General features: G+C 65.4%; 18 protein-coding genes and 1 pseudogene. 10 read left to right on the top strand and 9 right to left on the bottom strand.

The window, feature by feature from the left end; translation table 11 throughout:
• Positions 1-3 precede the first annotated feature (3 nt).
• Positions 4-1,038 carry an alpha/beta hydrolase gene (locus tag KYX69_RS15420; RefSeq protein WP_300498748.1) on the bottom strand — a complete coding sequence of 345 codons (1,035 nt, stop codon included), beginning with the start codon at positions 1,036-1,038 and terminating at the stop codon, positions 4-6.
• Between the two features lie 14 nt (positions 1,039-1,052).
• Positions 1,053-3,872: a TonB-dependent receptor gene (locus KYX69_RS15415; protein ID WP_300498747.1), complete on the bottom strand. Its 2,820-nt coding sequence runs from the start codon at positions 3,870-3,872 to the stop codon at positions 1,053-1,055.
• A gap of 406 nt (positions 3,873-4,278) precedes the next feature.
• Here KYX69_RS15415 and KYX69_RS15410 point away from each other — a divergent pair, with 406 nt between their 5' ends.
• The 5 genes and pseudogenes from KYX69_RS15410 (at position 4,279) to KYX69_RS15390 (ending at position 11,559) form a co-directional block, all read left to right on the top strand.
• Positions 4,279-7,527 (top strand): TonB-dependent receptor, encoded by a 3,249-nt coding sequence (locus KYX69_RS15410; RefSeq protein WP_300498746.1) that lies wholly within the window; start codon positions 4,279-4,281, stop codon positions 7,525-7,527.
• A complete protein-coding gene (locus KYX69_RS15405) occupies positions 7,527-8,834 on the top strand; it encodes a pectate lyase (protein ID WP_300498745.1) in 1,308 nt (435 codons plus the stop codon). The genes KYX69_RS15410 and KYX69_RS15405 overlap by 1 nt, the downstream gene beginning before the upstream one ends.
• Positions 8,835-8,866: 32 nt before the next feature.
• A pseudogene (locus KYX69_RS15400) lies at positions 8,867-9,592 on the top strand (ThuA domain-containing protein); the annotation flags it as partial.
• Positions 9,593-9,625: 33 nt separating this feature from the next.
• A complete protein-coding gene (locus tag KYX69_RS15395) occupies positions 9,626-9,979 on the top strand; it encodes a cupin domain-containing protein (RefSeq protein WP_300498794.1) in 354 nt (117 codons plus the stop codon).
• Positions 9,976-11,559 (top strand): pectate lyase, encoded by a 1,584-nt coding sequence (locus KYX69_RS15390; RefSeq protein WP_300498744.1) that lies wholly within the window; start codon positions 9,976-9,978, stop codon positions 11,557-11,559. Before KYX69_RS15395 ends, KYX69_RS15390 begins: the two co-directional genes overlap by 4 nt.
• Here the strand turns inward: KYX69_RS15390 and KYX69_RS15385 are convergent.
• A complete protein-coding gene (locus KYX69_RS15385) occupies positions 11,556-12,722 on the bottom strand; it encodes a cytochrome P450 (protein ID WP_300498743.1) in 1,167 nt (388 codons plus the stop codon). The genes KYX69_RS15390 and KYX69_RS15385 overlap by 4 nt on opposite strands.
• A 25-nt stretch (positions 12,723-12,747) precedes the next feature.
• On the opposite strand from KYX69_RS15385, the gene KYX69_RS15380 reads away from it, so the two are divergent.
• On the top strand, positions 12,748-13,332 hold the full coding sequence (locus KYX69_RS15380) for a TetR/AcrR family transcriptional regulator (RefSeq protein WP_300498742.1): 585 nt from the start codon (positions 12,748-12,750) through the stop codon (positions 13,330-13,332).
• Here the strand turns inward: KYX69_RS15380 and KYX69_RS15375 are convergent.
• The 6 genes from KYX69_RS15375 to KYX69_RS15350 form a co-directional block, all read right to left on the bottom strand.
• On the bottom strand, positions 13,317-14,864 hold the full coding sequence (locus KYX69_RS15375; RefSeq protein WP_300498741.1) for a carboxylesterase family protein: 1,548 nt from the start codon (positions 14,862-14,864) through the stop codon (positions 13,317-13,319). The two genes, KYX69_RS15380 and KYX69_RS15375, sit on opposite strands and share 16 nt — an antisense overlap.
• Positions 14,861-15,871: a sugar kinase gene (locus KYX69_RS15370; protein WP_300498740.1), complete on the bottom strand. Its 1,011-nt coding sequence runs from the start codon at positions 15,869-15,871 to the stop codon at positions 14,861-14,863. The genes KYX69_RS15375 and KYX69_RS15370 overlap by 4 nt, the downstream gene beginning before the upstream one ends.
• Before the next feature lie 24 nt (positions 15,872-15,895).
• Positions 15,896-16,648, bottom strand: a complete 753-nt coding sequence (gene kduD / locus KYX69_RS15365) for a 2-dehydro-3-deoxy-D-gluconate 5-dehydrogenase KduD (protein ID WP_300498739.1) — start codon at positions 16,646-16,648, stop codon at positions 15,896-15,898.
• A gap of 23 nt (positions 16,649-16,671) precedes the next feature.
• Entirely contained in the window at positions 16,672-17,514 is an 843-nt protein-coding gene (gene kduI / locus KYX69_RS15360; RefSeq protein WP_300498737.1) for a 5-dehydro-4-deoxy-D-glucuronate isomerase, read from the bottom strand.
• A gap of 34 nt (positions 17,515-17,548) precedes the next feature.
• A complete protein-coding gene (locus KYX69_RS15355) occupies positions 17,549-18,202 on the bottom strand; it encodes an RpiB/LacA/LacB family sugar-phosphate isomerase (RefSeq protein WP_300498736.1) in 654 nt (217 codons plus the stop codon).
• A 146-nt stretch (positions 18,203-18,348) separates the two neighbouring features.
• Positions 18,349-19,374 (bottom strand): LacI family DNA-binding transcriptional regulator, encoded by a 1,026-nt coding sequence (locus KYX69_RS15350; RefSeq protein ID WP_300498734.1) that lies wholly within the window; start codon positions 19,372-19,374, stop codon positions 18,349-18,351.
• 187 nt (positions 19,375-19,561) lie between these two features.
• Here KYX69_RS15350 and KYX69_RS15345 point away from each other — a divergent pair, with 187 nt between their 5' ends.
• From KYX69_RS15345 to KYX69_RS15330, 4 genes are all read left to right on the top strand, one after another.
• Positions 19,562-20,353, top strand: a complete 792-nt coding sequence (locus KYX69_RS15345; RefSeq protein ID WP_300498732.1) for a 2-keto-4-pentenoate hydratase — start codon at positions 19,562-19,564, stop codon at positions 20,351-20,353.
• Between the two features lie 11 nt (positions 20,354-20,364).
• Positions 20,365-21,672 (top strand): MFS transporter, encoded by a 1,308-nt coding sequence (locus KYX69_RS15340; RefSeq protein WP_300498730.1) that lies wholly within the window; start codon positions 20,365-20,367, stop codon positions 21,670-21,672.
• A 103-nt stretch (positions 21,673-21,775) separates the two neighbouring features.
• Positions 21,776-22,228, top strand: coding sequence for a MarR family winged helix-turn-helix transcriptional regulator (locus tag KYX69_RS15335; RefSeq protein WP_300498728.1), 453 nt, complete (start codon positions 21,776-21,778; stop codon positions 22,226-22,228).
• 82 nt (positions 22,229-22,310) lie between these two features.
• Positions 22,311-24,407 (top strand): malate synthase G, encoded by a 2,097-nt coding sequence (locus KYX69_RS15330; RefSeq protein WP_300498726.1) that lies wholly within the window; start codon positions 22,311-22,313, stop codon positions 24,405-24,407.
• The last annotated feature ends 44 nt before the right edge of the window (positions 24,408-24,451 follow it).

Here is a 24,451-nt window from a genome sequence, read left to right as displayed (position 1 = left end):
TGTTCAGACTAGGATGCCGGTTGCCCAGGCCAGGAACAAGTCCGGCCATGCTGCAACTGGCTTGCCCAGGGTTTTGCGCAGGCCAAAGCCATGGCCGCCATGGCCGCCATGGGCGAAGAGATGGGTTTCCACCGGAATGCCCTTCGCGCGCAGTGCGGCGCGGAGCAGCAGCGCGTTCTCCACTGGCACGACGTTGTCGTCCTCGGCATGGAGCAGGAACACCGGCGGAGCGTTGGCGGGGACGTTGCGCTCGGGCGAATGCGCTGCCTCCAGCGTCGCGTCGGCATGCGCGCCGATCAGCAAGTTGCGCGATCCGGCATGGGCGTGCGGCGCGGTCATGGTGACGACGGGGTAGATTGGCGCGGCCGCGTCGGGCCGGGCGCTGTGGCGGTCGGCGGCGTCGACGGGGTCGTAGACGCGCGCGTCGAAGCGGGTGAGCAGGTCGGCGCAGAGATGTCCCCCGGCGGAAAAGCCCATCGCGGCGACGCGCTGCGGATCGATGCCATAGTCGCGCGCGCGGTGGCGGATCAGGCGCATTGCGCGCTGGGCATCGGCGAGCGGCACGTTCGGCCCGGCGGCCCAGCCTTCGCCGGGTAGGCGGTAGAAGAGGACGAAGACGGTAAAGCCGCGCGCCGACAGCCAGCGGCCCAGCTCATACCCCTCTTTATCGACGACGATGTGGCGATAGCCGCCGCCGGGGGTGATCAGCACCGCCGCGCCATTGGGGCGGTGCGGGCGGAACACGACCATGCGCGGACGGGTGATGCCGAGCACTGCGCGGTCGGTGAGGTCGCGGTCGGTGCTGCGTTCGGTGACCGTCTCGACCGGGGGTGTGGCGGGCAGGCCCGGCGCACCCTTGGGCCACAGGTCGATCGTCTCGGTCGGGTCGGGAAGCCCCGCCGGCCCCGGCGTTCCGGTGGCCGGCGGTGCAGTCTGGCCATGAGCGGTGGCGGACGCCAGCAGCGCCGCCCCCGCTCCGGCGGTTACGAGAAATGCACGGCGGTCGGGTCGAAGGGGAACCCCGTTCCGATCCGCCATGCCCCCTCTCTCGGTCACATCTTGATCCGCGCGCCCACGAGGATCGTGCGGCCAAAGTGGTTGTTTTCATAGTTGCGACGCGCGCTGATGTCGGTCCAGCGCTCGCGATAGGCGTCGGTGAGGTTGGTTCCCTCGACCGAGAGTTCGAGATAGTCGGTCACTTTGTAGCGCACCGATGCATCGACATTGGTGATCGCTTCATAGCCTTCGAACACGTTGCCGGTGCCCGAACCTGCATCGGTGAAGCCGTCACGATAGCTGACCGACGCGCGCGCGCTGAACTTGCTGTCCTCATAGTAGAGCGTCGCGTTGTACTGCTTCTTCGACAGACCATAGAGCGTGTTCTCGACCGAAACCGACGGCAGCGATCCGCCCGGCGTCGTTGCCGGACCCTGCTGGGTATAGGTGGCCGAGCTGTCGACGAAGGTGGCGTTCACGATGCCGCCGAAGTTCGACAGGAAGCCGGGCAGGAACTTGAACGGTGCCTGCAGCGCGATTTCGACGCCTTCCAGCGATGCGCCGGTGCCGTTGCCGGTGGTCGCGATCGTCCAGATCGGCTGCGACTGCTGGATCGGGTTGAGCGCTGCGGGCGAGGACGGCACGAGCACCGACGGCGACAGGCCGGTCTCGGTGAAGGTGCCGGTGCGCGTGATCGCGACCGGGAAGCTCGCGACATCCTTCTTGAACAGCGCGACCGAGAAGATCGACTGGGGCGCGAAATACCATTCGAACGCCAGGTCGAAATTGGTCGCACGGAACGGCAGCAGGAACGGGTTGCCGCTGGTGACGCGATAGTTGAAGCCATCGGCCGAACCGCCCGGCGTCAAATTGCCGAGCGAGGGACGCGTCATCACCTTGGCGATGGCGCCGCGGATGATGATGTCGTTCGACGGATAGAGGGCAAGGTTGAACGAGGGCAGCCAGTCCTCATAGTCGCGCTCGACCGTCACCACGACGCCGCTGTTGATGCCGTAGGACGACTGGTCGGTGCGGACATAGCGGATGCCTGCGTTGAGCGCATAATCGAGCCCGAACATCGCGCCCTTGGCATCGAACTGGAGATAGCCACCGGTCGTTTCCTCAACGACGCCGCGATTATTGCCGCCGTCGAGGTTCGCCGTCCGGCCATAAAGGTTGGTATAGGCCGTGGCGGCTTCGAGGTTGGGGATCAGCCAGCTGGTGGTCGTGCCCGACGGCGCATTGGAGCCGGTCAGCGTGAACAGCTCCGACAGCGCCGCAGTGACCGGGAAGCCATAGACGGCGGTCGGACCGAACAGGCTGGTCGGCGAACAGGTCAGGGTGCCTAGCACGCGATCGACGCCGCCATTGCCGCACACCGCCGTGTCACGGGTAAACGCCACGATGTCGTAGTTGTAGCGCCGCCATACCGCGCCGGCCTTGACCGTGAAATTGTCGGTCACGTCCCATTCGGTGCGCAGCTGCGCATTGCGGAACTGGTTGAGCACGTTGGACGGACGGTCGCGGATTTCCGCGAGCTGGAAGTTGCCCGGCGTCGTGACGCTGGTGCCGAAGGTCAGCGTCGGTGCATGCATGTTGCGATAGTCGTAGCTATAGCCCTGGGCATCGCGATCATCGAACACGATGGTGGTTTCGACCGGCACATCGGCGTTCGAGCGCGAATAGCCGCCGATGAGGGTGAAACGGAAATTGTCGGTGACGTCCTGATCCCAGGTCGCGCCGATCTGGTAGAATTCGGTCTCGCTCTGCTTCAGGAAATGCTCGGTCCGCACCCAAGCGTCGTTGAGCGTGGCAGCAATCATGTTGTTGCTGCTGTCATAGACCGGATTGACGACGTTGATCGAGCGCTCGTTCGAACGCAGCAGCACTTCGCCCCATTTCTCGCGGCGGTCGGCCTTGAAGTTGGAATAGAGCGCGTCGATCGAAACCTTGGTCGCATCGCTCGGCGACCACTGGATGCTGCCGGTCAGGCCCAGACGCTCGCGATCATGGGTGATTTCGCCGTAGCGCGGAATGCGCGGGTGGAACGACAGCGCGGCCTGATCGCACGCAGCGCTGGGCACATAGGTGCCGCCGCTGTTCGCGGTGGTGAAGCAGTTGGTGCCGTTGACCGAATCGAAGCGCGCCTGCGCCCAGCGAACGGTGTTGTTGCCGATCTCCTTGGTCGTGGTCTTCTGATAGGCGGCGGAGACCGATGCGCCGAGCGTGCCGTCGGGCGACTTCCACCCGATCAGGCCGGCGACGCGCGGGCCCCAGGTGTCGGACAGATCGTTATAGCTGCCCTGGGCCGATGCGGCGAAGGTGAAGCCTTCCTTGCCCTTGAGCGGATTGCCGGTGTTGAGGTCGACGACCGCACCGAGCGAACCTTCGTCGAGGTCGGCGGACGCAGTCTTGTGCACCACGATCGAGCTGAACAGTTCCGACGCGAACACGTTGAAGTCGAACGCGCGGTCGCGGTTCGATGCGGCGCCGTCATTGCTGGTGGTGATCGTCTCAAGCCCGTTGACGCGGACGCGGGTGAACTGCGAACCCAGGCCGCGCACGGTGATCGCGCGCCCTTCGCCGCCGTCGCGCTGGATCGCGATGCCGGGAATGCGCTGGAGCGATTCGGCAAGGTTCTGGTCGGGGAATTTGGCGATATCCTCGGCGACGATCGCATCGACCGCGGCGACCGAGTCGCGCTTCACGTTGAGCGCGGCGTCGAGCGATGCGCGGAAGCCGGTGACGACGATTTCCTCATCCTCGCCAGCAGCGGGCTCGGCCGGCGCGTCCTGCGCCTGGGCGGCGGTAGCGATAACAAGGGCGGAAGTGGCTGCCAGCAGGCGTGCGCCGCCACGGCGAACAGTGAACCGCATTGATATTCCCCTCTCAAACGGTGTCGATGACACCGGTAGCTGCAAATGGCCTGGCGACTCGCCAAAAGCCGGATGTCGGTGCGGAGGGGATGCCGGGTCGCGTGCAGCGTCGGTTCGAGCAGATCCTCTCCAAATTCGCCGTGTTCTCACGGTCGAACACTGGTTTCGCGATAGAGAAACCGGTGTCATTGCGTTTCTCTGCCATTCCGCTGCGGCTGTCAACCCGGACAAGTTCGGTAGTGCGGTGGCGTCGGCCTGCCCGCCTGGCTGCCAAATGCGCACCACTGCGGAGCGCCACATCGTTACGGGCCGTGTTTGACGATTGAAAAGCGCCCCACTGCCTGATACCGGTGTCATTCGATGGACCGGCAACAGGTCTGCGACGCGACATCAGAGAGGGGATTCCATGGCCATTCGTCAGCTTCATTTTGCACGCCGCTCGAGCTCGGGGCTCGCGCTGGCGCTATCGCTCGTTGCCGCAGGTCCGGCCTGGGCGCAGCAGACGCCGGCGGAGGGCCAGTCGGACGCCGAGAGCGAAGAGGTCGTTGTTACCGGTTTCCGCGCCAGCCTCGCCAACGCGCTGAGCGACAAGCGCAAGGCCGACCAGATCGTCGATTCGATCACGGCGGAGGACATTGCCGACTTTCCCGATGCGAACATCGCCGAATCAATCCAGCGTCTGCCCGGCATCTCGATCGACCGCGACAATGGCGAGGGGCGCTCGATCACCGTGCGCGGCCTGGGCGGCGATTTCCAGAGCGTGTTCCTGAACGGCGCCGACGCGCAGAACATCTCCGGCGGCAACCAGTCGGACGCTGGCGCGAACCGCTCGCGCGGGTTCGACTTCAATACCTTTGCCTCGGAGCTGTTCAGCGGGGTCAAGATCACCAAGTCGGTGACTGCCGCGAATGAGGAAGGCTCGCTCGGCGCGATCATCGACCTGATCACCGGCCGTCCGCTGGCCTATAAGGGTGACCGCATCGCGATCGGCGCCGAGGGTGAGTATCGCGAGAATGGCGATACGTGGAACCCGCGGCTGACGGCGCTTTTCTCGAAGAAGCTGACCGATAATTTCGGCATTCTGGGCACGGTCGCGTTCCAGGATCAGCGCCAGCAGATCGATTCCTATCGCCGCAACCCCGGCCAGTTCGAATTCGCCTATCGCAATTCGCAACATGCTGGCGTGTCGCCGAATGTGTTCGGATTCGCGCGTCCGACCGGCACCGGCACCGGGCCGACCTTCGGATCGGACCCCGCCGCCTATGCGCTGGTGACCCCGGAAACGATCATCCCGGCGCTGCCCTCGATCGGGCGACAGGATCTGCAATATGACCGGTTGGGCGTGACCTTCACCGCCCAGTGGCAGCCGACGTCGCGCACCGAGGTGATCGGTGACTTCGTCTATTCGCGGTACCGGCAGGACTCGAATTCGCAGGGCATCACCACGATCGGCCTGAACCGCAACGGCACCAACACGCGTGTCGCGCAGAACACGTTGCGCGCGCTCAACACCACCAACGGCCTCGCCGACCGCCGTGCGCTCTATGCCCGCTGCGACGCCAGCGCATCGCTTGATTGCGGACAAGCGCTGTACGGCAACACGCTCGTCGCCGGGACGCGTGCGAGCTACAATCCGTTCAACCTCGACCCGTTCGACTATTACAACTCGACCGTGTCGCCGGGTTATATCCCGAACGCCAACAGCATTGCTTTCTATGATGAGCTGCTCGGCCGTCCGGGCACGCAGATCCGCGCCGCCAATGTCAACGCTGCGGGCCAGGCCGATTACCTTGTCCTCGACAATGTCGACTGGCGCAGCTTTGCCGATGCGCAGTTCGGCCAGACCGACTTCAAACAGGCAACGCTGAACGTGAACCATGAGTTCAGCGACAATTTCCGCGTTGCGATCACCGGCGGCTGGTCGAAGTCGGAATTCAACGCAGAGGGCATGCTGGTCGAATTCAACGCGATCGACCGCGACGGCTATGTCTTTGACGAGCGCAATGGCGGCAACATGCCGATCTTCAACCCGGGCTTCAACGTCGCTGATCCGACGCAATGGACGTTGGTCAAGGGCCTGTCGACGATCCGCTACTTCACCAATGAGGTGAACAACGAATTCCGCGTCGGGCGCGCCAATTTCGAGCTGGATCTGTCCGAACAGTTCACGCTGCGCTTTGGCGGGACCTACAAGACGTTCGACTTCGACAGCCTGGGTGGTCGTCGCAATTCGGGCATCGAAGCGATCAACCCGACATTGGTCGAGGCGGGGCTGCAGATTACCCAGCTCGGCCAGCTGGTCGGGTTCGGTCAGGGGCTGAATGTACCGGCGGGAACCCCGACCAGCTTCTACGCACCCAATCTCGACGCCTTCCGCAATTACTTCTCGATCGACTGCAACTGCATCAACAAATGGGGCGATTACCGCGCCCAGGCCGATGGGCGTGAACGTAATGCGGTGCGTGAGCGCGACATGGCGGGCTTTGTCCAGATGGACTTCGACGTCGATGTGATGGATCGCCGGTTGCGCGGCAATGTCGGCGTCCGCGTCGCCAATACGCGGGTCGACGGCACCGGATCGGTCGGGGGTGCGGCGAACGGGGCGCTCGGCACGATCGTCACCGCGCGCAACGAATATACCGATGTGCTGCCTGCGGGTAACCTGACCTATGAAGTCAGCGACAATTTCCAGGTCCGCTTTGCCGCAGCCAAGACGATGTCGCGGCCCCAGCTTTCGGCGCTGACTCCGGGCACCACCTCCTTCCCGACCGGCCTGACCGTGGGCGGCGCGGCGCCGTCGATCACCGTGGGCAACCCGTATCTCAACCCGTTCCGTTCGACCAATCTTGACCTCAGCTTCGAATATTATTGGGGCACCAACGGCTTTGTCGGCCTCGCGCTGTTCCAGAAGGATATCAGCTCCTTCCCGCAGCAGGTCGCGGGTGAGTTCGCGTTGCAGGACGTGTATGAGCAGGCGATCATCGACCAGATCCTGACCAACGTCACCAGCACCACGCTGGCGCAATATATCCGGGACGGCGGCGTGTTCGCGGTGCGCCAGTTCAACGACGCACCGGGCGGCAAGATCCAGGGGCTGGAGCTCAACGTCCAGTCGAACTTCTTCTTCCTGCCGGGCTTCCTGCAGCGGTTCGGCGTCACCGCCAACTACACCTATATCAAGTCGGAACTGAATTACCTGACCGGCACCGCGCTCTCGACGACGCAGGGGCAGACCGGTTCGACCGCAGTCAACAATTTCGCGACCGCGCCCTTCCTCAACACCTCGCCGCATGCGTTCAACGCGACGCTCTACTACGAGCATGGCCCGCTCAAGGCGCGCGTGTCGGGGGCGTATCGCAAGGAATATGTGAACCGCTTCCCGCTGTCGTCGGGCACCTGTGCGGTCGGCACCACCACCAATGGCGGCGGCGTGTGCAACTCGCCGGTGGTCGCGGACTTTGGCTATAACGAGGACACGTTTAACCTCGACTTCGCGATGTCCTACAAGCTGACCAAGGCAATCAGCCTGTCGGTCGAAGGGCGCAACCTGACCAACACCACGCAATATCGCACCATGTATCAGGCGAACCCGGTGTCGAGCGTCTATGCCAGTACGGGTCGCATCGTGACCTTTGGCGTGCGCGCGAATTTCTGATGCTGGGGGCGCTGCTGCTGATGTCTGCGGGGGCGGCGACGCCGCTCCCCGCCTTTCCCGGAGCGGAAGGCGCGGGCGCGACTGCGCTCGGCGGACGCGGCGGCAAGGTGCTGACCGTGACGACACTGGCCGATAGCGGCCTCGGCAGTTTCCGCGCGGCGGTCGAGGCGAAGGGGCCGCGCATCATCGTGTTCGCGGTGTCGGGCACGATCCAGCTGAGCAAGCCGCTGACGGTGCGCGAGGGGCGGGTGACGATCGCGGGGCAGAGTGCGCCGGGCGATGGCATCACGCTGCGCGATCATCCTTTGGTGGTGCAGGCCGATGATGTCGTCATCCGCTTCATCCGATCGCGGCTTGGCGATGAATCCAAGACCGAATCCGACGCGATCTGGATCCGCGCGGGGCGGCGGATCATCATCGACCATGTCTCGGCAAGCTGGTCGGTGGACGAGACGCTCTCCGTGTCGGGTAATTATGCCGAGCCGGGCGAAGGCTGGTATGATGTTACCGTGCAATGGTCGATCATCGCGGATTCGCTGACCAAATCGCTCCATGCCAAGGGCGCGCACGGCTATGGCAGCCTGGTGCGCGGCGGGCGTGGGGCGCGGGCGAGCTTTCACCATAACCTGTGGGCTAATCACAGCGCGCGGATGCCGCGACCGGGCAATTACGCTCCCGCTGCCGCCGATCCCGAAGGTGCGTTCTTCGATTTCCGCTGCAACCTGTTCTACAATTGGGGCGGCGGGCGGTCGGGCTACAATGCCGACAAGGACAGCCTGTCCCGGTATAATTTCGTTGGAAACGCCTATGTGCGTGGGCCGCAGTCGACCAAGGCGATTGCGTTTGACGAGGGCAATCCGGTCGCGAAATCCTTCTTTGCCGACAATGCGATGGACGGGGTGGTCCCGGCCGACCCGTGGTCGCTGGTGACGGGCATCACCGATCCTGCGCAGAAGCTGTCGTCTCCGGTCGAAATGCCCAAGGTGGGCTGTGCCGGAGCGGCGAGCGTCGAGACGGCAGTGCTGGCGCGCGCAGGGGCTTCGCGCAGCCGCGACAGCGTCGATGCGGCGGTGGTCGCGGGGGTGCGCACCCGCACCGGCAAGCAGATCGACAGCCAGCGCGACGTTGGCGGCTGGCCTGACCTGCGTAGCGGTACCGCGCCGCTGGACAGCGATGGCGACGGCATGCCGGACGCCTGGGAGCGACAGCACGGGCTCGACCCGAAGCGCGACGATTCCTCGGGTGATCGCGATGGCAACGGCTATAGCAATGTCGAAGACTATCTGAACGCGCTGGCCGCTGGCTGAGCGAGCCGCTCGCGTGAGACGAGGAGAATGACATGCGGGCGATGCTGATGCTGCTGGCGGCGATCCTGCTGGGCGGGGCGGCATCACCGCGGCACAGCATCGCGCTGCAACCCGAAATCCTGTTGTTCAGCCACACAACCGGCTGGCGGCATGACTCGATCGAGCCTGCCGTCGCGGCGTTGACCAAGGCTGCGCGCGCCAAAGGCTATCATGTCGTGGCCAGCGAAGACCCCGCGCTGTTCGACGACGCGGCGTGGGTGAAACGCTTCGCCGTGATCGTGCTGTTGTCGACAACTACCAAGCCCAAGGAACCCGGCAGCGAGTGGTTCACCGGCGCGCGGCGCGACACGCTGATGGCCTTTGTTCGGGCAGGCGGGGGGATCGTCGGCGTCCATGGCGCCGCGGATTCGCATTACTATTGGGATTGGTATGGACGGATGATGGGGGCGCGCTTTGCCCGGCATCCGGCGGGGACGCCTAAGGGCGCCGTGACCCGTGCGCCGCTCGACCACCCTTCGATTCGCAGCTTTCCTGAGACCGCCGAGCTGGTCGATGAATGGTATTGGTTCGACGATTTCGACCCACGTCTGCTCCCGCTGCTGACGTTGGACCCGAGCTCGATCGGGGAGAAGGGCGTCAATCCGCGTCCCGTGGCCTGGGCGCACCGGTTCGAGGGCGGGCAGGTGTTCTATACCGGTCTCGGCCATACCAAGGAATCGTGGAGCGACCCGCGCGTCGTCGATCACGTCATGGGCGGGATCGACTGGGCGGCGAAGCGCGGCGCGCGGCCGATGGTGGTGATCGACGAAGCCGCGAAGCGCGTGCAGGAACCGCCCCCGCATGGCCGCATCGGCATGAGCACCGCGTGGCGCATCACCGACGGCGTGCCGGGGCGGATGATGGAATATCGCAAACGCGCGCTGCACAAGGGCGCCGCAATCGGCGTCCATCCGATCGACCATGACGAGGTCTATGCGGTCGTGTCGGGCGAGGGCGAGGTCAGCTCCGACGGCGAGACTGCGCGGCTGACGCCCGGCATGACTGTCTATCTCTACACCGGCGCCCATGTCGGCATTCGCCAGATCGGCGAGAAGCCGCTGGTGCTGATTATCGCTTATCCGCTTGAAGGAGTACCGCGTAAATGATTGCCCGCCGCCAGCTGCTCGCCGCGTCCGCCGCATTGATGCTGACCCCCGCACTAGCGCGCGCGCAGTCGCCGTCGAGCGCCGAGATCGCCGCGACAATGAAGCGGGCGACGCGGTTCATGGTCGAAAAGCTTGCCTATCGCGGCGGCTATCTCTGGTCGTATCTGCCCGACCGCTCGCGCGTCTGGGGGGAGCTCGAAGCCTACAAGACGATGGTGTGGGTGCAGCCGCCCGGCACCGCGACGATGGGGCATCTCTACCTCGACGCCTATCACGCCACCGGCGACGAATATTATTATCAGGCGTCGGCCAAGGCGGCACAGGCGCTGATCGACGGACAGTTGCCGACCGGCGGCTGGGGCTATTTCATCGATTTCGGCGGTCCGGCTTCGACCAAGCGCTGGTACGAGACGATCGGCAAGAACGCCTGGCGCATGGAGGAATTCCAGCACCATTGGGGCAACGCCACGTTTGACGATCAGGGGACGGGCGAGGCGATCCGATTCCTGATCCGCCTCTATGTCGAGAAGCGCGAGGCGCGGTTCAAGCGCGGGCTGGACAAGGCGATCAACTTCATCTTCGCCAGCCAGCTCGACAATGGCGGTTGGCCGCAGCGCTGGCCGCGGGTCAAGGACGGCGGGCTGCACGGCAAGCCTGATTATACCGGTCTCATTACGTTCAATGACTCGGTCATCAACGACAATATCGACGTGCTGCTGACCTATCATCAGGCGATCGGCGATCCGCGGGTGCTGCCGGCGATCGAACGGGCGATGGACGTTTATCTGAAGACCCAGCAGCCCGCGCCACAGGCCGGCTGGGGGTTGCAGCACCGCGCGGACTTCTCGCCAGCGGGCGCGCGCACCTATGAGCCTGAGGCGCTGGTCACGCATACCACCGCGTCGAACATCCAGGAGCTGATGGGTTTTTATCGCCTGACCGGGAATGCGAAATATCTCGCGCCGATCCCGGCGGCGCTGGACTGGCTCGATAGCGTAAGGCTGCCCGAAGCGCTGTGGGTGGGGAACCGGCAGTTCCCGACCTTTGTCGAGATCGGCACCAATAAGCCGCTCTGGGTGCATCGGCGCGGGTCGAATGTCGTCAATGGCGAATATTATGTCGATCACGACCCGGCGCACACGATCGGTCATTACAATCCGCGCCGCTCGGTCGATGTGTCGAAGCTCCGCCGGGAGTATGAAAAGCTGCGCGCGATCCCCGGTGGGCCGGTGTCCAAGGATTCGCCCTTGCTGAAAGGGCGCCAGCCGCTGTCAGCCTATTGGGTCGCGGCGGTCGAGCCGGGGTCGGACATGAATGTCACGGGCGGCAAGAGCGCGGGCGAGCTGGTCGCCTCGCTTAACGCAGAGGGCTGGTGGCCGACCCAGCTCAAGGCGATCAGCCACCCCTATCGCGGCCCCGGATCGAAGGAGGTCGCGCCAGGCGATTTCCGGTCGAGCAATGTCGGCGACAGCAGCGATACGTCGCCGTTCGACGTCAAGGACGGGCCGATCGGGATTTCGACCGGCACCTATATCGATCACATGGTCACGCTGATCGGGGCGCTGCGGGCTGGCTCTTAAGCCGGATCGATCGCCAGGCGGCAGTGACGCAGCTCGTAGCCCGCGATCAGCGGGTTCCAGCCGACATCGGGTGCGCGCTCCAGCCGCAGGCCGGGGACGCGGAGCAGCCTGTCGAGGAACACCGCGGATTCGTGCAGTGCCACGCCCGCGCCGGGGCAGCGATGTTCGCCATCGCCGAACGCCAGCCCCGGGCCGGTGACGCGCGGTGCGCGCGCGCGCTCCGGGTCGAGCGCATGCGGGCAGGTGCCGACCGCCGCCGGATCGCCATTGGCCGCGCGGACGTCGAGCGCAACGGTTCCGCCCTCGACATGGCGGTAGAGCGTGCCGACGACAGGTTCGAGCCGCAGGATTTCCTCAAGGATCGCGATCTGCCCATCGGCATCCGCTGCGAGAAATTGCGCGCGCAGGTCGGGCCGTTCGAGCAAATGCCACCCGGCCATGGTGATGAACTCGCGCGTCGTCACCATCCCCGCCGCGCCATAGGTGAAACATTCGGTGAGGATGTCGAGCGGGCTATAGCCCTCGCTCAGCAGGTGCGAGATCACGTCCTCACGCGGCGCGGCGCGGCGCGCGGCGATCGCGGGCTTCACGTCCTTGGCGTAGAAGCGGCGCATCCGCCACTGGCCGAGCAGGAAGCTCATGATCTCGGCAAACTTCCCGCGCCCGGTCTGGAAGGCGGTACTGAAGAAGGAGTCGAGCCGGCGGCTCATGCCGTCGATGTCGCTTTCGGTCAGGCCGACAATCTCGGCCGCGACGGCGACCGCCATTTCGAGCGACAGCCGGTCGAGATCGCCGCTGCCGTCCTTTACCAGCCGCGCGATCAGCGCGTCGCTGGTCCGCTCCATCAGTTCGCGATAGCGCGTCTCGACCACGCGCGGGGTGAAGAAGCGCGCAGTGCCGCTGCGCTGGCGGCGATGCGCCTCGCCATGCAGGAACAGGATCGGCGGGCGCGCCTTGCCGCGATACTTGCCGATCACCTCGGCCTTGAACCCCGCCTGGCGGCCATTAGTATCGCGCAGCACCGCGCGCACTGCCTCAAATCCGGACACTGTCGGCGCCTGGATCAGACCGCCGCGCGCCGCGCTTGCGGACTTGCGGTCATCGCGCGCATGATCGACCGGGCAGCGGGCCGGCGGGCTGGCAAGATGCGACTGGGCGGACATGACACACTCCGGGTTGTGATACACAATGGATCATAAGATAGCGAAGCGCGGCGGGGTTTCAAGCGATGCGCGCGTCGTCCGTTCCCGCGCAGCGCTGGGTGCGGCGCTGGTCGAACTTGTGGCCGAGCGTCCGTTCGGCGAGATCACGGTCGCGATGCTGACCGATCGGGCCAAAGTCGGTTATGCGACCTTCTTCCGCCATTATCCGGACCTGTCGGCGCTGCTGATCGAAGTCGCCGATTCGCTGATCGCCGAGCTGCTCGCCAAATTGCTGCCGATGCTGCAGCAGGGCGACCGGCTCGCGCTGGTGCGCACGCTGACCGCCGAGGTGCTGTCGCGCCGCACCTTGTGCCATGCGCTGCTGACCGGTGCGGGCGATCCGATGCGGCAGATGGTGACGCAGCGCGCGATCGCGCAGGCGCTAGCGAGCCCGGCCGAGACGCCGGAAGGGCTGCCGCGCGAGCTGGCGGTGACGCATCTGGTCGGCGCGGCGCTGACGATCCTGACTTGGTGGCTCGACCGTGCGCCCGACATGGCGGCGGACGATGTCGCGGCGATCCTCGACCGGCTGGTGCTGGCGCCGGTGCTGGCGGATCAGGTTCCGGGCTGAATATAGGGGATGCGGGCGAACAGCTCGCGCTGCCACTTGCGCGGGTCGTTCTCGACGTGGCTGGTCGTGTCGAAGAGCATCGTCTGACGCTCGGGCAGGGTGTACTTTGGCCACTCGGGCACCCCCGCGCCATTGGGATTGCCGGTCGCGGCGAGGTTGACGAAGGCGCGCTGCATCGCCGCGGACACGGCCTGCGCGCCGGGCCCGGTGCCGGAGACGGTGCCCTCTGCGCCGATCGTGCCGAACACCAGCGGGATGTCGTGGGTATGCGCTGCGCCGCGTTCGGGCGCGACCGGGGACTGAAAATCGAGCTGATAGACCCAGGCGGGGACGCCGGCCTTGGCGCGCTCCTCCGCCTCGATCACCTGCCCGCGCCAGCTGCGCCCGGCGGTGGTGCTGGCGTAGAAAATGTCCTGCGCGGTCCAGTCCGGGAACTGGCGGCGATATTCGGCGACGACCCATTCGGGGTGCGCGTCGATGCGCAATTGCGGCGCGATGCGCTCGGCGAGGTTCGACCAGTCGAGCGTGCGCACCGCCTCGCTCTTCGGATCGATGAACGCGCGGGTCTCGTCGCGCGTATTGCTGAGGATCAGCGGGATGCCGTTGCCGATCGGATTGGCGTCGGGCCAGAAGGGGTGGCGGGTCAGCCACTTCATGTCGAGCACCGGGCCCATATAGACCCCACCGCCCAGGATCGGGTCTTCGGCGGAAAGGCCATCGATCAGCTGCTGAACCGGCATGTCGATCAGATCGCCAGGCTTGGCGTTAAGTTTCCAAAGCAACGCCTTGGCCCGCGCGGTGGCGTTGAGCGGGCCGCTCGCGGTCACCTGCTGTCCGCTCATCGTCGCGGCGCTGTGGAACAGGCCCTTCGCGGCGGGCATGCCCATCAGCGTCGCGATCTTGGCACCGCCGCCGGACTGGCCGAACACCATCACCCGATTAGGGTCGCCGCCAAAGCCGATGATGTTGTCGCGCACCCAGTTGAGCGCGAGGATCAGGTCGAGCTGGCCCAAATTGCCGCTGTCGGGAAAGCGCGGGTCGAGCCGGGCGAGGTAGAGATAGCCGAGCGCGTTGAGGCGGTGGTTGACGGTGACGACGACGACATCGCCCTGTTCCGCCAACTTCTGGCCGAACACCTGCGGCTCGATCACGGTGCCGTTGGAGTAAGCCCCGCCATGGAAATAGACCATCACCGGGCGGCGCGCATTCGGGTTGGCGTGCGGCGTCCAGACGTTGAGGAACAGGCAATCCTCGGCCTGATTGGGGAGGCCGCTGCGTTGCGGGCAATTGCTGGCAAATGCGGTGGCGCGGATCGTCTCGCGACTGCGCGCTGGGGCGGTCGCGGGCTGGAATCGAGTGCGGCTGGTATCGTTGCCGTAGCGGATGCCAAGGAATGCCTGCGTGACTCCGTCACGCTTGCCCTGCCAGAGTCCGGTTGTCCCGGTGGCGATTGGATCGCCCTTGGCGAACGCGGCGGAGGGCAGGGCGGTCAGCGCCGCGCCTGCGCCCAGCAGCGTCCGCCGGGCAATCACCGGCGCACGTCCAGTCCGCCCTCGATGAAGGCGTCGATGTCGCGCTGGCCGAACAGCGACGCGTCGCCGGGGAGCGAATGTTTGAGGCAGGTGAGCGCGAGGCCGGAGGCGACGGTGGCCTCCAGATCCTGTCCCGACAGCACGCCGTGGAGGATCCCCGCGGCAAAGGCGTCGCCGCCGCCGATGCGGTCGACGATGCCCGCCACCACGACTTCATCGGTCTGATAGCCGCGTTCACGCGTGTCGACGCGCGCCGCGATACGGTGGCGGTCGGCGTCATCGACATGGCGCGCGGTCGAGGCGATGCGCCGCAGATTGGGGAAGGCGTCGAAGGCGGCTTCGGCGGCTTCGCGGCGACGATCCGCGCCGTCGCCCGAAAAGGTCTTGCCGAGCAGCAGCGACACGTCGCGATGATTGCCGAACATCGTGTCGGCGAGGCTGACCAGTTCGGTCAGCACCGCGCGCGGATTGCTGTCCCAGCTTTCCCATAGGCGCGCGCGGTAATTGCCGTCGAAGCTGACCGCGACGCCCATCTCCTTCGCGGTCTTTGCTGCGGCGATTGCTGCAGCGGCGGTCGCCGGGCCGAGCGCGGGGGTGATGCCCGACAAATGCAGCATGGACGCGCCGTCGAGAATGGTCCGCCAGTCGAACGCGTCGGCGGGGGCGGTCGCAAAGCTCGATGCGGCGCGGTCATAGACGATGTCGGACGCGCGCAGGCCAGCGCCGACCGAGAGGAAATAGAGGCCCATGCGCCCGTCGCGCAGCTGGACGTTGCGGGTATCGACGCCCTGTCCGCGCACGAAGCGGATCGCGGCTTGCCCTAGCGGATTATCCGGCACCGCGCTGACCATCGCAACGTCATGGCCCAGATTGGCGAGGCCGATCCCGACATTGGCCTCGGCACCGCCGACATGGACGTCGAGGCTGCCGGTCTGCATCAGCAGTTCGCGCCCCGGAGCGGTCAGGCGGAGCAGCAACTCCCCGAAACAGACGATACGGCCGGCCATGATGTCTCCTCAGCTAAGCCGGCGTCAGCGCGCCAGCCAGCCGCCGTCTACCGCGAGGATGTGGCCCTGCACATAGTCCGATGCACGCGAAGCGAGGAAAACCGCCGCGCCGCCCAGATCGGCCGGATCTCCCCAGCGGCCCGCCGGGATGCGCTCCATGATCTGGCGGTTGCGCGTCTCGTCCTTTTGCAGCGCGTCGGTGTTGTTCGTGGCGATATAGCCCGGCGCGATCGCGTTGACGGTGATACCCTTGCTTGCCCATTCGTTCGCCAGCAGCTTGGTCAGGCCGCCGACACCGCTTTTCGACGCGGTATAGCTAGGCACGCGGATGCCGCCCTGAAAGGTCAGCATCGAGGCGATGTTGATGATCTTGCCCCCGCCATTGGGGATCATGTGCCGCGCCGCCGCCTGGCACAGGAAGAATACCGACTTCAAATTGGTGTCCATCACCGCGTCCCAGTCTTCTTCGGTAAAGTCGACGCTGTCATTGCGGCGGATGATGCCGGCATTGTTGACGAGGATGTGCAGCCCGCCGAGCTTTTCCACAGTTTCGTCCACAATTCGGCTCACAGGCTCGATCGAGGACAGGTCGGCATTGATGATCTCGGCCTTGCGGCCGAGCGCGCGGACCTTCTCCACCGTTTCGGTGGCGGCGGAGCGGCCGACCGCGGCGATGTCTGCGCCAGCCTGTGCGAGCGCGAGCGCGATGCCCTGGCCGATGCCGGTGTTCGCACCGGTGACGACCGCGACGCGGCCGGTGAGATCAAAGGGATTCATGGAGTAACCTCGTCCTTGGGGCATTACGCCAGCTGGCAGATGTCCAGCACGTTCATGTCGGTATAGTCCTGATTCTCGCCCGCCATCGCCCAGATGAAGGCATAGGACCGGGTGCCCGCACCCATATGGATCGACCAGGGCGGGCTGATCACCGCTTCTTCATTCTGCATCACGATGTGGCGGGTCGCCTCGCCCTCACCCATGAAATGCATCACGCGGTCGGTATCGAGATTGTCGAGCTCGAAGTAGAAATAGATCTCGCTGCGGCGCTCATGGATGTGCGGCGGCATGGTGTTCCACACGCTGCCTTCCTTGAGCACGGTCAGGCCCATCACCAGCTGCGCGCTGTCGCACACGCCGGGGATCACCAGCTGATAGATCGAACGCTCGTTCGATTCTGCGAGGCTGCCCCGGTCGAGCCGGTTCGCGTCGGCAATGCCGAGCTGACGCGTCGTGAAGGCGCGATGCGCGGGGCAGGAGACGAGGTAGAAGCGCGCCCCTTCGCCCGAGAATTGCACGTCCGCCGCGCCCATCGTCACATACAGGCAATCCTTGTTGCCCAGGGTGAACGTCTCGCCATCGACGGTAACGGTGCCCGCGACCGCGCCGACATTGACGATCCCCAGCTCGCGCCGCTCAAGGAACGGGTGACCCGCCGCCGATGCCGGTTCGGTCTGATCGGGCAGGCGGACCGCGCCCGACCCGACCAGCACCCCGCCGATCACCATGCGATCGGCGTGGGTGTAGTTGAGGACGCATTCGCCTTCACGGAACACGTCGGTGATGAGGTAGCGGTCGCGCAGCTCGTCGTTCGACACGCACTCCATCATGTCGGGATGGGTGGCATAATAGGTGCGGTCGAACATGGCCTCTCCGTTCAGAATGCGGGCGCGGACGGGATCAGGCGAGCGCGGGCTGCGCGCTCACGCTCTTGAGATAGTCGGCGATCGCCGCGTCCTGGCAGTTCGGGTAGAACAGCTCGGCGAACTTCTCGCCCGCGATCGCGGCGCGCAGCAGGTCCTGATCGACGGTCTTCAGCACGGTCAGCATGTCGTGGCAGGTCGTCGCCTTGAGGTCGGCGAGGATGCCACGGTTCTTGCGCATGATCTCGGCGCGCTCCTTAGGGTAGCCAAGGCCGCGCTCGCCGTCGAACAGCTTGCGGTATACGTCCTGCAGGTTGAGCTCGGCGGCCCAGCCAAAACCCTTGGCATAGGGCATCGAGATCGCGTTGCCGTCGTTGATCTGGCCGAACAGGAAGGCGTCGGTCGGGTCGATCACCAGGCCGCAGAACACGCCTGGCATCGCGTTGCACGCGAGCATCGAACCCATGCCGGTGCCGCAACCAGTGACCACGAAATCCGCCGCCTTGGAATTCAGCAGGATGCCGGCGAGCAGGCCGTTCATGACATAGGTCAGCGACGCGCTGTCCTCCGCCGAATACATGCCATAGTTGAACACCTGGTGCCCCAGCGGCTCGGCCACGGCGGTCAGCGCGTCGTGGATGATGCCGTTCTTGGCGGCCTGGCTGTTCTCGGTAATCAGCGCGATCTTCATGGGTCGATTCCTCTCCAAATTGGACGGTGGGGCGGCGGGAAAGCGCCGGGTCACGCGCGCCATAAGCGATAACGGATAGGCCTGCTAGGTAACCGGTGTCAGATTATGATGCAAGTTGTGTTGCAACTTCGCGCGTGCGTTATCGTTCACTCTGCCGGTGGCGCGACCGATGCGCGGCGGATCAGGGTCGAGACGAACAGCGATTCCGCCGCTTCCTCATCCTCATCCTCGGCGTTGCCGATCAGCTTGAGGCCGGCCGCGCGCGCCATGGTCGCGATCGGCCAGCGCACGGTGGTGAGCGGCGGCCACAGGTAGGAGGCGATGGTGGTGTCGTCGAAGCCGACGATCGACAGGTCGCGCGGCACGTCGAGTCCGCGTTGCCGCGCCGTGTGCAGCACGCCGGCCGCCATCGCATCGTTGGAGCAGAACACCGCTGTCGGGCGCGGCGACAGGTCGAGCAGCCGCTCGGCCGCGCGCATCCCCGATTCGAACGTATAGTCGCCCTGCGCGATCAGCGTGCGCTGAATCGGCAGATCGGCGTCGTCGAACGCGGCCTCATAGCCCTGGCTGCGTTCGAACGCCGAGCGAAAGCCGTGCGGCCCCTGCACAAGCCCGATGCGGCGATGTCCCAACTCGAACAGATGCCCGACCGCGCCGCGCACCACCTCGCGATCGTTCGACGCGACCATATGCTGCGGATCGTCGAATGCAGCAGAGCCCATGCGCACGTACCGCGTGCCGATTTCGCTGCACAATTCGGCGAGCGAATCATTCTCGCTAATCGGGGGGAGCAGCATCACGCCATAGGGCCGCTGACGTTCGAGGAAGCGGCGGATATCGTCGAGCATCGTCGGCGACCCGCGATCGACCGGGTGGACGATCAGTTCGAACTCGGTATCGCGCAACACTTCCAGCAAGCCATGCTGCACATTAAGCACCATGTGCGGATTGGGGTTGTCGTGGATCAGCCCGATCAGGAAATTGCGGCGCAGCGCCAGCGCGCGTGCCTGAGGGTTGGGGACATAGCCGATCTCGGCGATCACCTTCTCGACCCGCTCGCGCGTTTCCTCGTTGAGCAGGGGGGAGCGGTTGATGACGCGGCTGACGGTCTTTTTGGAAACGCCGGCGAGCCGTGCGACATCGTTGATCGTCGCCTGAGCAGTCTTCTTCATGGCCCGTGCATAGCGCGCAACCGGATGCTAGCCAATCGGGGCGGGGCCGGCCGGATGACGATGGCGCACGTGCTGCATGTCACCGGTTGACGCGCGGCCCGGCAAAATCGCAATCGATGCAACCGATGTCTTGCCAGTGACACCGGTTTCCATTAGCGATGCGGCCAAGAACAGACGTGAGGGGTGGATGAGCGACCTGGATATCATTGCGGAGGCTTTCGTCGCCGCACGCCGCGATGCCCGCGGGCTGCCCGAATATCCCGGCACTGCGCCGACAACGCTGGCCGACGCTTATGCGATCCAGGATCGCGCGCTCGCGCTGGCTGGTGACGATGTCGCGGGATGGAAGGTTGGCCGGATCAATCCGCCGCTCGATGGACAGCTCGGTACCAACCGTCTGGCCGGCCCGATCTTCGCACCCTTTGTGCGCAGCAATGAGTCGGTCCCGGCGATGCCGATCTTCGGCGACGGGTTCGGCGCGGCCGAAGCCGAGTTTTTGCTGCGCATCGGGACCGCGCCCGATCCCGGCAAGACCAGCTATACGCTGGACGAGGCCGCCGATTTGATCGACGCTGTGCATGTCGGGCTGGAGATTGCCAGTTCGCCCTTTCCCGGCATCAATGCGCATGGGCCGCTGGTGACGATTTCGGACTTTGGCAACAATCACGGGCTGGTGGTTGGCGACGCGATTCCGGACTGGCGCAATTCGGGCTTTCTCGACTGGCCGGTGACGCTGAGCATTGACGGGGTTGAGATCGGTGCCGCGACCGCGCGCACGATGCTCGACGGCCCGGTCGGCGCAGCGCGCTTCCTGTTCGAAACGATGGCGGCGCGCGGGATTGCGCTGCGCCCGGGGCAGTGGATTTCGTCGGGTGCCGTTACCGGCGTCCATGAAGTCTCGCCACAGGCACAGGTTACTGCCACATTCGGCACCATGCGGGTGAGCTGCACGATCGAGGCTGCCAGACCCGCCGCTTAGGGAGAGTATGGATGAACGCGACGCAGGCCGAAACCGGCGGCGAACCAGCCCGCGCGGGGCCGGTGCCCCGCACCGGGCGCTATCGATGGATGATCATCGCGATCCTCTTCTTCGCGACCACCGTCAATTACATCGACCGCACCATGCTGGGCCTGCTCGCGCCGGACCTCGGCAAGGAGCTGGGGTGGAACGAGAATGACTATGGCAACATCGTCACTGCGTTCCAGGCGGCCTATGCGCTCGGCTTCCTGCTCATGGGCTGGCTGGTCGACCGGTTCGGGCCGAAGATCGGCTATGGCATCGCGATCACGGTCTGGACGATCGGCCATGTCATGCATGGCTTCGCGAGCTCGGTCGCCTCGTTCATGGCGGCGCGCATCGTGCTGGGCGTGGGCGAAGCGGGGCATTTCCCGTCGGTCGTCCGCGCAAGCAGCGAGTGGTTCCCGCAAAAGGAACGCGCCTACGCGATCGGCTGGGTAAACTCGGCCACCACGATCGGCGTGATCCTGACCGCGCCGACGCTGTGGGTGTTCATGACCTGGCTCGGCCTCGATTGGCGCGAGACGTTCATTTACTCGGGTTTGTTCGGCGTCATCCTGTTGGTGCTGTGGCTCAAATTCTACAGCAACCCGCGCGAGAGCGGCCGGGTGAGCGATGGCGAACTCGCCTGGATCGAGCATGATCCGCCCGAGCAGATCGAGAAGATCGGCTGGAGCCGTGTCGTTCGCTTGCGTGAAGCATGGGCGTTTGCGGTCGCCAAGTTCCTGACCGATCCGGTGTGGTTCCTGATGCTGTTCTGGCTGCCCAAATATTTCGCCAGCACCTATAATGTCGACCTCAAGGTCGTGCTGTTGCCGATGATCGTGATGTATCTGCTTTCCGACGTGGGCAGCATCGCGGGTGGGTGGCTGTCGTCGAACCTGATCCATAAGGGCTGGACCCCGAACGCCGCGCGCAAGGTGACGATGATCATCGCGGGCTGCTGTGTCCTCCCGCTGCTGTTCGTCACGCAGCTGGAGAATATGTGGCTGGCGGTCGCGCTGATCGGCCTTGCGCTCGCCGGGCACCAGGCCTTCTCGACCAACCTCCTGTCGCTGCCGCCGGACATGTTCCCCAAGCGCGCGGTGGGGTCGGTGATCGGGCTCGGCGGCTTTTGCGGCGGCGTTGGCGGCATGATCATGGCCAAGTCAACCGGGCTGGTGCTCGATGCGACGGATGGCAACTACACGCTGATCTTCGCCGCATGCACCGTCGTCTACTTCCTCGCCGTCGGTGCGATCCACTTGCTGTCGCCGCGCCTGACACGGGTGTCCGTCTGATCGAGTGGCCGGGTGGTGACATTTCCTGTCGCCACCCGGTCCTTTTGCGCAATGAAGCATTGCTAACATTGCATCCTTGGCACGATCGCGGCATCACTGTCCTATGACGGCAACACTCAAACTCGACGCGTTTCTGCCCTATCGCCTTTCGGTCGCTTCCAACCGGGTGTCGGGAACGATTGCAGGGGCTTATCAGGCACGGTTCGGGCTGCGCATCCCCGAATGGCGGCTGGTGACGGTGCTGGCCGAATTCGGCTCGATGAGCCAGCAGGCGCTGTGCGGGCGCACGCATATGGACAAGGTGACGGTCAGCCGCGCGGCGATTTCGCTGCACGAGCGCGGACTGGTCACGCGCACCCCCAATCCCGACGACCAGCGCTCGCATCTCCTCGACCTCAGCGCCGAGGGTTGGGCGCTCTATCGCCAGATCGCACCGCAGGCGCTTGAGTTCGAACGCCGCATCTTCGCCAGCCTGAGCGACGAGGAGCAGGCACAACTGCGCAAGATGCTCGAACGGGTAGAAGCAGCGGCGGCGGCGATCTCGCCGGGATTCTAGCCGCTTGATCCGGCCCCCTATTCTGGCCTAATCGACCCGTCCCCTCCCCAGGGCAGTCGTTGTTGCTAGCCAGGAGGATTCCATGACCGCCACCCCGATTCGCGCCGGCCTGACCGTCGCCGAGCCGCTCGTCCGGTTCGTCGAAGAGCGGGTCTTGCCGCCGCTCGGTATCGCCGCCGACGACTGGTGGGCGGGCGCGGCGGCGATTTTCGCGCGCTTTGCTCCGCGCAACCGCGACCTGCTCGCGCGGCGCGAAGAGCTTCAGACGCAGATCGATGCGTGGTGCGCCGCCGACCCGGTGCGCGCGGCCGACCCGGCGGCGCAGGAGGCGTTCCTGCGCGAGATCGGCTATCTGGCGCCGGAGCCGGGCGAGTTCACCATCGGCACACGCGATGTCGATGCCGAGATCGCGACGATGGCCGGGCCACAGCTGGTCGTCCCCGCACTCAACGCGCGCTTCGTGCTCAACGCCGCCAATGCGCGCTGGGGGAGCCTGTATGATGCGCTCTATGGGACCGACGCGCTCCCGGGTGCAGCGAAGCCAGGCGGCTATGATGCCGAGCGCGGCGCGCAGGTGATCGCGGCGGCGAAGGCGTTTCTCGACCAGGCGGTGCCGCTCACCGGACTGAGCTGGGCGGACTTCAAGGGCGGCGACCTGCCACTCGCCGATCCGGGCCAGTTTGTCGGCACGCGCGGCGAGTCGATGCTGTTCGTCCATAATGGCCTACATATCGAGGTGCTGGTCGATCGCACCCACCCGATCGGCGCGAGTGACCCGGCAGGTATCGCCGATGTGCTGCTCGAAGCGGCGCTCACCGCCATCGTCGATCTGGAGGATTCGATCGCGGCCGTGGACGCGGAGGACAAGGTCGCGGCCTATGCCAACTGGCTCGGCCTGATGCGCGGCGATTTGACCGAGACGTTCGAGAAGGGCGGGCGGATGCTGACCCGCGAGCTTGCCGCCGACCGTGTCTATAAGCGCCCGCACCAGAGCGACCTGACGCTTCCGGGGCGCAGCCTGTTGTTCGTCCGCAATGTCGGGCATCTCATGACCAATCCGGCGGTGCTGATCGATGGCGCAGAGGCGCCCGAGGGCATCCTCGATGCCATCCTGACCAGCACCATTGCGCTGCACGACCTCAACGGGCTGGGCCGCACCCGCAACAGCCGCACCGGTAGCATCTATATCGTCAAACCCAAGATGCACGGGCCGGACGAATGCGCCTTCACCAACGACCTGTTCGACGCGGTGGAGGATTTGCTCGGCCTTGCCCGCCACACGATCAAGGTCGGGGTGATGGATGAGGAGCGGCGGACCAGCGCCAACCTCGCGGCGTGCATCCATGCGGTGCGGGGTCGCATCGCATTCATCAACACCGGCTTTCTCGACCGGACCGGGGACGAAATTCACACCAGCATGCGCGCCGGGCCGATGATTCCCAAGGCGGAGATGAAGGGCAGCGCGTGGATCAAGGCCTATGAGGACCGCAATGTGCGGATCGGCCTCAAACATGGCCTGTCGGGCAAGGCGCAGATCGGCAAGGGCATGTGGGCCGCGCCCGACCGCATGGCCGACATGATGGACCAGAAGATCGGCCATCCGCTGAGCGGCGCGAACACCGCCTGGGTGCCATCGCCCACCGCCGCGACGCTGCACGCGATGCATTACCACAAGGTCGATGTGTTCGCGCGCCAGCGGGAGATTGCCGGCGAGCCGGTGCCCGCGATGCGCGATCTGCTGACCATTCCGGTCGCACAGGGGCGTAATTGGACGGCGGAAGAGGTCGCGCGCGAGCTCGACAACAATGCCCAGGGCATTCTTGGCTATGTCGTGCGCTGGATCGATCAAGGTGTGGGCTGCTCCAAGGTGCCCGACATCCACGATATCGGCCTGATGGAAGACCGCGCGACGCTGCGCATTTCCTCCCAGCATATCGCCAACTGGCTGCTGCATGGCGTTGCGACGGCGGCGGATGTCGATGCCGCGTTCGCGCGGATGGCGGCCAAGGTCGATGCGCAAAATGCGGGCGACCCGCTCTACCGACCGATGGCGGGCAACCCCGACAGCCTGGCACTGCAGGCGGCGCAGGCGCTGGTGTTTGAGGGGGTTGCGCAGCCAAGCGGTTATACCGAGCCGCTGCTGCATGCCTATCGCGCGCGGGTTAAAGCGTTGGACTGAGGTGACATTGAACCTTCCGCCCGCTGACACGTTGCGCTAGCGAT

The sequence above is a fragment of the Sphingomonas sp. genome (assembly GCF_030145815.1).
Classification (GTDB): Bacteria; Pseudomonadota; Alphaproteobacteria; order Sphingomonadales; family Sphingomonadaceae; genus Sphingomonas.
This window is presented reverse-complemented; position numbering and strand designations above follow the sequence as displayed.